Origin of the sequence: Pseudomonas morbosilactucae (genome assembly GCF_023241715.1) — a bacterium.
GTDB classification, from domain to species: Bacteria; Pseudomonadota; Gammaproteobacteria; order Pseudomonadales; family Pseudomonadaceae; genus Aquipseudomonas; species Aquipseudomonas morbosilactucae.
The window spans coordinates 19,886-29,953 of record NZ_JALQCW010000033.1; the positions used below are offsets into that span (position 1 = coordinate 19,886).

A 10,068-nucleotide genomic window follows, 5' to 3' on the forward strand; every position below is an offset into this window, starting at 1 on the left:
GATAGCAGGCCTGCGAAACGCCAAGGTCGACAGAATAACGCGTGGCGCGGTGTTTATAGAGGCTTTGCCTTAGAAAGACTCAACAGGCTTTTTGGCGGCGGCGCTGACCTTGTTGGCTTCCAGCTTGGGCAAGCTGAAGCGAATGATCAAACTGGATTCCGCCCCCTGGCCCGTCAGCACCACCTCGGCCGCACGGATGTTATCTGGAGAGCCTTGCAAAAGACCGACAATACTGGAGTACTTTTTGCTCTTATCAACACCTTCGAAGAAGGTATAAACAATCTCGCCGGTGGTTAGTGCAGCCGACTCATAGTTCGCAAACTGAGAGGTAAATTCTTCACGACTTGAAGACTTGCCAGCCAACTGGATCAAGTCCAACTGTGACTTCCCGTCAGCCAGAGCAGACAGCGTAAAGGTCTTACTGATAGAGCCAATCGACGTGGCATACAGGTTTTGATCGAATGGGCTCAGCAGCGACACCATGATCAATTTCGAGTTGGAGAAGATCAGAGCAGCGGTAAATTTATGCTCCAGGAAGTCGACATCCTCCAAGCACAACGCAGTGCCTCCAACGTCTTCAGAGCAATCGAAATACCCCTTGGCTTCCGTGTAAGCAGAAATAGGAGATTCATAGGCATAGGACTTGAAGAGGTTGTCACTCGCCGATGCACTCGACGCAGCACCCAACATTCCCAGGCCCAGCACTAACCCCAAGATGTTTTTCTTATTCATCAGCCACGTCCCTATGTCATGCGAAATTAGTGGCCGGATGCTATCAGCATCACATTCAAAAAGCCTCTTTCAATCCTGAAGCCGTGTCACGGCCTTGACGGACCTGCCCCACCGGCTTGCGGTCGAACGCTTGGCTTTCCTGATAAACTGCCCGCCTTCCTGATCGATCCGTATTCACACCGTGCAAGCCGTCGAGCTGTTCACGCGCTTACGTGATGTGATCGAGCCCATTTCCAACGGCTGCAGAGCCGAATTCGATTGCTGCACTTTCAGCAATCGACTGCAGGAAAAAAGGAACATGGGTAAAAACCGCCGTATAAAAGACCAGTATCAATGAACTCCGAAAAACCTGAAGCGCCCCTGAACACCAGCCTTTCCCGCTCCGAGCCGTCCCGCCGCTTTAGTGTGGCGCCGATGATGGATTGGAATTACTTTCCGGCATCCACCCGTAAATAAAGGCTCTGATGCCACTTTAAATTTAACCCGTACCAATTTTGTACCACCAACACTGATACCTGATCGGTCCGGACACCACCTTCCACTCGTTTCTGTCGGCGAAACCTGTCGACAGTGCCGCTCTCCCCAAACCCAAAATTGATTCACACATCGACAACTTCTTGAACTCTCAAACTGGGTCGAGCAACGCGGCCGAGGTTGCTGATAACGCCCGGAGCGCCATGGTCACAATCGACCCCAACGAAGAGTTCATTGATATCACTGGTGGTGATGATGACGCCGGAGTGACGCCTATCAGCAGATTCTTATGTTAAAAGCAGGCACTTCAATCACAGACGCGTTCTTTTCTGCCGTGGGAACCAAGCCGGAGTTTTTCAACAGAATCAGCCATTAACAAGGAGGAATGAGGAGCCTGTGGTCGGAAGGAAGAGTGGTTTTTCAGATATTTTAGAGCCCGTCCTACGTTCATGACCCTCTAGTCTTAAGGGCTAAATGTATTGGTCAAAAATATCTTTTGCCGTAATATGAACATCAAGCCCTAACGCCGTAATGCGTAATACAACTAATTTTCGGGGTGACAGTACGCAGTCACGCTTATTAAGCAAAAGGAAACACTTTATGAGAATGGATGAGAGTCGATATTCCGTCGCTGAGATCATTGAAATGCTGGGGCGAAAAGACCTTGTCGCAAACAAAGAGTACCAGCGAGGATCGGGGATATGGCCAGCTGGCCCTAGAAGCTACTTCATTGATACTGTATTAAGCGGATTCCCTTTCCCGAAGATTTATTTTTACGAATATCTCGATAAAGCCTCCCGAAAAACCAAGCGAGAATTAGTAGATGGTCAACAGCGAATCTCTTCGATAGTTTCTTTTGTGGAAGATAAATTTGCATTAACCAGTGTTTCAAAAAAGCACGCTGGCATGCGCTTTTCGGATTTGCAGCAAGAAGTTCAGGATGAATTTTTGTCATATCCGGTCTCCGTGGATGTCATAAGAAATGCGACACGGCAAGATATCCTGGAAATGTTTAAAAGGATGAACGCCTATACCCTTCCATTAAATGATGCTGAAAAAAGACACTCTACCTACCAAGGTGAGTTTAAGTGGATGATAAATAATTTTTGCACGGATAATACGGAGTTTTTCGCAGGCTTCAATATTCTGGCAAGTAGAAGCCTGGTGCGAATGGCGGATGCGGAGCTACTCTCAGAAATGATTTTGGCTACTGAGGATGGAATTACTTCCAGCAGTACCAAAAAACTGAATGAGCTTTATGAAAAATATGATGAAACACTTGACAATGAAGGTTTCCTAATAGCAATCCTACAGGAATTTATTGATTTCTATGCTGAATTGCTGATTGACAATAGAGATACATTCCTTTCAAAACCTTATGTCGTTCACTCACTATTTTGTGCCACATTCCACAACAAATATGGGCTGCCGGGCTTTGAACAGGCTTCTGGACTTGCGCCAATTGGAGAGCTATGCGAATCGAAAGAACGCGCATTACCTAAACTTTTGGATATGGCATATGCACATGAAACTAAGGATGAAACACGATACGGCGATTACGTTCGCGCCTGCTCTGGAGGTACTAATCGGGCACCGAATCGGCAAATACGTACAATGCAACTTGCCCTCGCACTCAGGACGTAATTATGACTTTGGCGCGGGCCTATCTTAACTTGGAGCGTAGGCTTTCGTGGGCGGACGAAAGCTTTCGAAGTAACTATAGACTGGCAAATAAGGCTATGTCGAATGAAGAAATTTTCTTTCTGAATGGTCTTGTAGATTATGTTTGGCAAGCATGGAATAGATTTTCCCGTGAATATTTTTTTAAATGCTGCATGGGTTGCCATACAAAAAATGGCGTCCAGATTGCTGCCGCCAACAATTTACAACCTGTAAGCGAAGAACGAATTTCCTATATCTCTACAATGTTATCCCGCCCTAACAAAATTTCCACGAACGGCCTTAACTCAACCCTGAGGTACGAGCCTACGTGGGGGGACATTGATAAAATCATTTCATTATCTGCTCTTTGCCAATTATCAAATCACGCGAACATAACGGCATCTTTTGGTGGCGGTCTATTAGGGCCGAAGCACTTACAGAAAGTGCGAAACGCCATAGCGCACTTAAACAAAGAAACACATAATGATGTTATTGGCCTAGCAAGTCTTTATAAGTCCAACAAGCTTAGGCATCCGGTGAGCTCTGTTTTCTGGCGAACCACTGATACCGATTTATATGCGCTTTCGGCCTGGATCGAAGATATGATTTTGATTGCTGATATAGCAACTGAGGCTTAAAGGAGAGGGAGATGCTTTGAAGGCCCAGACAGAAATTTCCAATCTGTGATACGTAGCTAATGGTGAGAGACACCTTTGGGTTGTAAGTAGCCGGATACGTCTTCCCATGCTGATAACGAGGGTTCGATTCCCTTTACCCGCCCCACTATTTTCAAGGCCTCCAGCCTACCTCGCTTCAATCAGGTGTCTGTTAAGGTGTCTGTTTTAGTTTTTTCAGGCCACCTACGAACAAAAACAGACACACGCGCCTAATTGCAGGCCACCTTCCAAAGCTGATCAAGCTTGGTCGTGTAACTCTGGCTCATCATCTCCCGCCGCATCCCCCAATCTGGATTACACGGCACACTGGCCGAACGAAGCGTCCCCCTGCCCCAACGCCCATTGATCTGGTCAAGCACCGCCATCACCCTCGTTGCCTCGGCCGGCTGGGATGTGGCGAAGAGGTCATCGGTGTACTCGCCGGGCTGGCAAAGGTTCAGCAGCATCACTTCCGCCTTGCTGTAATTGAAGCCCGGCCGATACACGTGGTCGAGCGCATCCACCGCGGCTTTAGTCAGCAGCCGAACGTCATCGGTTGGATAGGGTAGGTCCACCACCACACCCTTGGCATACTTGACCTCCTCCGGGTTGAACATGCCGGTGCGGATGCTCACGCGGATTTTTTTGCAGAGTGATTTCTGAGCCCTCAGCTTTTCCGAGGCCCGCATCATATAGGTGGCCACGGCCTCCTTGATCGGCGCCAGGTCCTTGAGGCGCTTGCCGAACATCCGACTGCAGCAGATCTCCTGCTTGGGCGGATCGGGCTCATCCAGCTCCAGGCACGGGGTGCCAGCCAGCTCCCGGGCCGTCTTCTCGATCACCACGCTGAAGTTTTTGCGCAACGACCAAGCATCAGCCTTGGCCAGATCCATGGCTGTCTTGATGCCCATTGCATCCAGGTGCACCTTCATTCGCCGGCCTACGCCCCAGACGTCGGCCACATCGGTGTTGCGCAGCACCCAATCGCGCTTGCTCGAATCACAGATGTTTACCACTCCACCAGTCTGAACCTGCAGGCGCTTGGCCGTGTGGTTGGCCAGCTTGGCCAGGGTCTTGGTGCGTGCAATCCCAACACCCACCGGGATGCCGGTACAACGCAGCACCTGGGCACGAATCTGCCGGCCGAGCCCGTCCAATCCATCGATACCGGTGAGATCTGCGAAGGCTTCGTCGATGCTATACACCTCGACCGCCGGCACCATCGCCTCGATCAAGGCCATCACTCGTTCGCTCATGTCACCGTAAAGCGCGTAGTTCGAGGAGAACGAAACAATGCCGTGCTCCCGGAGCTTGTGCTTGATCTGGAAGTACGGCTCGCCCATTTTCACAAAGGGCTTTGCATCGTAACTACGGGCAATCACGCAGCCGTCATTGTTGGACAGAACCACAATGGGCACTTTGGCGAGATCCGGGCGGAACACCCGCTCGCAACTGGCGTAGAAGCTGTTGCAGTCGATCAGGGCGAACACGGGTAAGGACTTAGACATGGCTGCGCACGCTGCCGGTGATCACGCCCCAGATGGATAAATCATCCCCTTCCAGCACGTACCGCGGCGGGTACTTGGGGTTCTCCGAAAGCAGGATTACTTCCTTTCCCCGGATGCACAGCCGCTTGCAGACTGGGTCATTGTTCAGCAGCGCCACGACGATGTGACCATGCACCGGCTCAATCGAACGGTCGACCACCACCAGATCGCCCTCATAGATGCCGGCGCCCTGCATGCTCTCCCCGATGATCGACACCAGGTAGACGTGCGGAGCCCGGATGTTCAATACCTCATCCAGGGAAATCTGCTGCTCGATGTGATCAGCAGCGGGAGAAGGAAACCCGGCAGGCACCTTGAAGGAGCAGAGAGGCAGCTTAGCGCCACCCTCCGTAAGACGACCTAAAATTGAGTAGCTCATGACGCACGACTTCCTACACTGTACGAATATACAGTTAACTTTATGCAAGGCATGCGGTCAATTTTAGGTAAGAGAAATCTGATCGGTGGGTGACGTATGTGCGGACGATTCGTGCAAATCGAGGGGATGGCGATCTACATCGAGGAACTGAGCCCTCAGATCGAACTGTTCAGTGGATACGACGCCGAGCCAATCAGCCGGTACAACGTCGCCCCATCGATCCGCCGCAAGCTGGCCAAGCGGGTGTCATCCAATCGCAAGCGAGTCTTCTGCCCTAGCTTCGTAGTACTCTGCGTTTTGTGGCTGTGTTTGAGCGACTGGCGTTTTAATATTACCATGAGGCCTACGATTGAGATCACAACCTTTGTTTTTTTTGGTGGGGGCTCATACAGGCCCGTAGAAGCACTATCAATAGACATCAAAAAACTTAGCCACATTCATGCGACAGGGAAGACGTGTAATGAAAAAGCTACCTATTGACTACAAGGTCATAGCCCTGCGACGTCATAGATATGCGCTGTGCAAGATCGTAAGAGCTGCCCCAGCTACAAAATCAAAACGGCAATCAAAAACTGTAGTTCACCATGCTCCAAGCATTTTTTGCGCATTCAATGAACCTAGGGATCGCCTTATAAAATTTATTGAGGCAATTAGATTATCTGTGAGGTCGGGCTGCCGCTCAATACTAATTGACTTTTCTAAAACACAGAAACTAATGGCAAGTGGCACCATTCTCTTTTTTGCAGAAATTGATCGTCTACTAGATTTATTCCCCAGACTAAATGTCCGCTCTACCATCCCCCTAAACAAGAAAGCCTCTCTTGTCTTACAGCAGATTGGATTCTATACAAGAATTGGAAAAAAAGTCCCCATCGCTAGCTGCGAGCTTGCCGATGTTATTAACTGGCGTGTCGCGAAAGGCCAAAATGTTACTGGTGAAAAATATGATGTGATTCTGGGAAAATATGATGGTGCAATCACGCCCGCGCTACAACAGGAGCTTTATGCTGGATTAACAGAAGCAATGACTAATGCTCACCATCATGCCTATATAGCTCGAAGGGCGGATGGAATAGCATCCTCAAAGGCATACAAGCCATGGTGGATGTTTTCCCAAGAAAAGGATGGGATGCTCTCAGTAGTTTTTTGTGATTTAGGAGTGGGTATCCCAGGATCTTTGCCCTACAGTGACGATGACGGATGGAGAAAGTGGTATCTCGTCCTTTCAAGATTCGGTATGCACAAACTTGGCGATGCTCGTCTCATCAAGGGGGCAATACGACACAGCAAAACTCGTACCAGAAAGCACAATCGGGGAAAAGGATTGACGCAAATCGTAGAAACAGTTCTCGCTAGCAAAGGAAGCGTGGCGATATTGCAAAGCAACAGGGGTTGGTATCAAATAAAAGACGAAAAGGAAACTTACGGCGACTTTAAATTGTCTACAAACGGTACAATAATTTATTGGCAGATGCCCTTAAATGGCGAGGCCAGATCATGAGTGAGATACATTTGGCTGATGACTTCTCCAAGCATCCAGCCGGAAGGTATAAAAGCGACGGCCCTTATAGCGGTGAGCTATTTCGAGAAAAATTTCTTGAGCCTCGCATGAAAAACCACGAAAAAATTGTGGTTTACTTGGATGGTGCGCGAGGCTATGGGTCATCTTTTCTGGAGGAGGCATTTGGTGGCATAGCCAGAAAATATCCTCCGGAGTTAGTTGAGTCTTTAATTGTTTTTGATTCCCGTGACTTTAACCTAATCCAGCGGATAAAGAGTTATATACACGAGGCTCGGGGCAAAGACAAATCGAAAAAGAGATCATTCATACGGAGCATGATTGATGGCAGATACGAACCAAGGTAACGGAACTCCAATTTGGTTCTATCCCGTTACTTGGGCTTTGGTAATCATAGGGTGGCTCATAGTAAACTGGCAGAATAATAGACGTGAAGAAAGAAAGGAAATTCGAACCGCGCTTACTAAAATCTTCGAAGATATCAACTCCCTGCAAAATGAAGCGATTAGCTATCACACTTCTGCGCGTCGAAACTTCAACCTTGAAACAAAAATAGTAATGATGGAAAGTAGGTTAAGTGAACATCTAAGCTATCTTAGGATTAGAAATTCATCATACATCTCTGAATACTCTAATTTTGTAGACTCAATAATGCTAGAAAACTTTGAAAGCTCAATATTTTCTAGGCAGGCTCCAAGCTCTACTATTATTGAGAGCATAAGGGATACATCCAGCGAATTAGAGTCAGCGCTTGAACTTGAGTTCAGCAATTTGTTCAGAGGTAACTTTATCACCAAGACCGTAGCTCTAATAAAACAAGCGATCGAGCAGCAATTTATAATTGGCGGCCTTGTAAAATTCATAGATCGTAAATCAGAATGGATAATGATCCTAACAGCATATCTATTTTTGGCATATATGGTAGTTTATACGTTAAGACTTATTCCGCTTTCAGACGGCTAACGCCTTTCAGTCACAATAAGTCAATGTCTTGAATAGCACATGTGCCCGGACCAGAGTCGGGCATCTTTTTTCTACACCCGCAACCTCTCTTCCCCTCCCCAGGCAATCATAGCCGGCTCGCACAGCCCTATCCCCGGCTTTGATCAACAACTGCCACCAAGTCTCCCGCTTGATCATCAGCGCGCTTGAGCAAATCGGCAACCACTAGGACAGCGCGCTTATCGCTGCACAAGCAAAGGTCAAAAATCTTCCATGCGCCGATTGTGCGCGGGTATTAACGACAAAAGCCCTCAAGCCCCTGAGATGAGGGCTTGAGGGCCTTTTTGCATACCGGCGCTGACGCAACCAATGGGCATTACTTAGCATGGAATGGCGTGCGGCCTACCCCATTTTGCCCCATGCCAACCGCCACTGAGCCCAGCACCTAGGGGCCTGGCTAAAGGCTGTCCTCGCCCTCCTACACCGTCAGCGCCCACCACTTAGCCGACTCTGTGAACTCCAGCATATCAGCCAGCTCGCCGGCATCGACCGCCGGCCGATGGTGCTATCGCCAGAACTTGCCCAGGAATGGATTGCGGCTGATATGCCCAGCGCTCATGCTGAACAAATTGCGCTCAATCTAGGCGAACCGGCCGAGATGTTCGAATGGTGTAGAGTAAATAACGCAGTTGGTAATGAGCGCAACCAAGGCAAAGAACTAATTGCGCCACTCACCACCTAAAGTACCTCTTACTTGGAAAGCGTATTTTTCAGCACATTGTAGTGTTCATCAATTTTTTCTAACTGCTTCATCGCATTCAACTTCTGAACTTTCGTTATCGAACTTAGAAGGTCCCGACGCGCATTGCGATCCCCCTCCAACTCTTCCAACTGATCGGCAACCCCAGGTAACAATGATGGTGCAACGAGCAGCTTTTCTGCCGCCTTCCCCAGCAGCACCAGGTGCAACGTCAGCCCAAGCACTGCTGAAACCTGACGTCCCGAAGCAAGCTCGTGCACTGGCACGCCCTGAAGGGCTCTAACTAGACCAGCCGTAACCTCTGCGTGATACGCGTCCCATAAAGTTGCGTTGCTGCCTGCTTCCTCGTCAATCAACTCAATGGCCGCCCGAACCTCGCGCACGTATTCATAGGCAGCCTCGGCTATAGAGAAAATAGTTTTTTGCCTGAGGAGGCCCGCATGTTCTATTGAACGCCGGGATACATATATGGCTACGGCCAAAGCAAGTAATGCCCCGACAGCCTGGATCCATGCGGGCGCCGCTGGATCCGAGACCCACCCCCAAACCAAACTCTTAAACGCTGACCACTCAAGTTGCATGTCACACTCCCGGGAACGAACTAAGACCTGCGGCCCAGCAAACCAAGACCGCAGACTCAATCAAATCAGAACAACAGCCCACCTAATTGTGCAGGAGTCCAGTTCATGATCACCAGCTCGCCGGCAACTTCTGCCTTGCCATGGCGCTGGTTGGCGATGGTGTAGCGGATGTCCAGGCACTCGAAGTGGAAGCCGTCGAAGGCCCGCCGGATGTCCGGGTGGTCATTGATACTGACCATAACCTTGCCCTTACAGCGGCGCATGAAGTCGGCCATCCGCTCGTAGTTTTCGAATGGGAAATCCACTCCGTAACCGGCGGTCTGCCAGTAAGGTGGGTCCATGTAGTGAAAGGTATGGCCGCGGTCGTAGCGCTCGGCGCACTCCAACCATGAGAGGTTTTCCACGTAGGTCCCTGACAAACGCTGCCAGGCGGCCGAGAGGTTTTCCTCGATCCGCAGCAGGTTGATTGCCGGTGCGGTGGTCGCGGTACCAAACGACTGCCCGGTGACCTTGCCGGCGAAGGCATGGTGCTGCAGGTAGAAGAATCGGGCGGCGCGCTGGATGTCAGTGAGGGTTTCGGGGCGGGTCATCTTCTGCCACTCAAACACTTGGCGCGAGCTGAGCGCCCATTTGAACTGGCGCACAAACTCTTCCAGGTGATTCTGCACCACTCGATAAAGGGTCACCAGGTCGCCGTTGATGTCGTTGAGTACCTCGACGGGCGCAGCTTGGGGCCGCATGAAGTACAGCGCGGCACCACCGGCAAAGACCTCGACGTAGCATTCGTGGGGAGGGAAGAGAGGAATGAGGCGGTCG

Annotated in this window: 10 protein-coding genes; 5 read left to right on the forward strand and 5 right to left on the reverse strand. The window is 50.0% G+C overall.

Going from position 1 to position 10,068, the window contains the following annotated elements; genetic code table 11:
- Nucleotides 1-69: 69 nt before the first annotated feature.
- Complete coding sequence (locus M1B34_RS14890; protein WP_123330747.1) at nucleotides 70-732, reverse strand: hypothetical protein; 663 nt, start codon at nucleotides 730-732, stop codon at nucleotides 70-72.
- 1,074 nt (nucleotides 733-1,806) lie between these two features.
- Here M1B34_RS14890 and M1B34_RS14895 point away from each other — a divergent pair.
- The gene (locus tag M1B34_RS14895) at nucleotides 1,807-2,850 is read left to right on the forward strand and encodes a DUF262 domain-containing protein (protein WP_268265520.1); all 1,044 of its coding nucleotides are present in this window, start codon (nucleotides 1,807-1,809) and stop codon (nucleotides 2,848-2,850) included.
- Between the two features lie 95 nt (nucleotides 2,851-2,945).
- Complete coding sequence (locus M1B34_RS14900; protein WP_268265521.1) at nucleotides 2,946-3,506, forward strand: hypothetical protein; 561 nt, start codon at nucleotides 2,946-2,948, stop codon at nucleotides 3,504-3,506.
- Nucleotides 3,507-3,754: 248 nt separating this feature from the next.
- Here M1B34_RS14900 and umuC read toward each other — a convergent pair whose 3' ends face one another.
- Both umuC and M1B34_RS14910 read right to left on the reverse strand, forming a co-directional pair.
- A complete protein-coding gene (gene umuC, locus M1B34_RS14905; protein WP_268265522.1) occupies nucleotides 3,755-5,032 on the reverse strand; it encodes a translesion error-prone DNA polymerase V subunit UmuC in 1,278 nt (425 codons plus the stop codon).
- On the reverse strand, nucleotides 5,025-5,450 hold the full coding sequence (locus tag M1B34_RS14910) for a LexA family protein (RefSeq protein ID WP_268265523.1): 426 nt from the start codon (nucleotides 5,448-5,450) through the stop codon (nucleotides 5,025-5,027). Before M1B34_RS14910 ends, umuC begins: the two co-directional genes overlap by 8 nt.
- Before the next feature lie 460 nt (nucleotides 5,451-5,910).
- On the opposite strand from M1B34_RS14910, the gene M1B34_RS14915 reads away from it, so the two are divergent.
- The 3 genes from M1B34_RS14915 to M1B34_RS14925 are packed head-to-tail and all read left to right on the forward strand — an operon-like array spanning nucleotide 5,911 to nucleotide 7,932.
- Nucleotides 5,911-6,951: a hypothetical protein gene (locus tag M1B34_RS14915; RefSeq protein ID WP_268265524.1), complete on the forward strand. Its 1,041-nt coding sequence runs from the start codon at nucleotides 5,911-5,913 to the stop codon at nucleotides 6,949-6,951.
- Complete coding sequence (locus tag M1B34_RS14920; RefSeq protein WP_268265525.1) at nucleotides 6,948-7,316, forward strand: STAS-like domain-containing protein; 369 nt, start codon at nucleotides 6,948-6,950, stop codon at nucleotides 7,314-7,316. Before M1B34_RS14915 ends, M1B34_RS14920 begins: the two co-directional genes overlap by 4 nt.
- Entirely contained in the window at nucleotides 7,294-7,932 is a 639-nt protein-coding gene (locus tag M1B34_RS14925; RefSeq protein WP_268265526.1) for a hypothetical protein, read from the forward strand. The genes M1B34_RS14920 and M1B34_RS14925 overlap by 23 nt, the downstream gene beginning before the upstream one ends.
- A 729-nt stretch (nucleotides 7,933-8,661) precedes the next feature.
- Here M1B34_RS14925 and M1B34_RS14935 read toward each other — a convergent pair.
- On the reverse strand, nucleotides 8,662-9,252 hold the full coding sequence (locus M1B34_RS14935) for a hypothetical protein (protein ID WP_268265527.1): 591 nt from the start codon (nucleotides 9,250-9,252) through the stop codon (nucleotides 8,662-8,664).
- A gap of 65 nt (nucleotides 9,253-9,317) precedes the next feature.
- Nucleotides 9,318-10,068, reverse strand: a 751-nt coding sequence (locus tag M1B34_RS14940; protein ID WP_268265528.1) for a DNA adenine methylase, incomplete at its 5' end; no start/stop codon positions are given.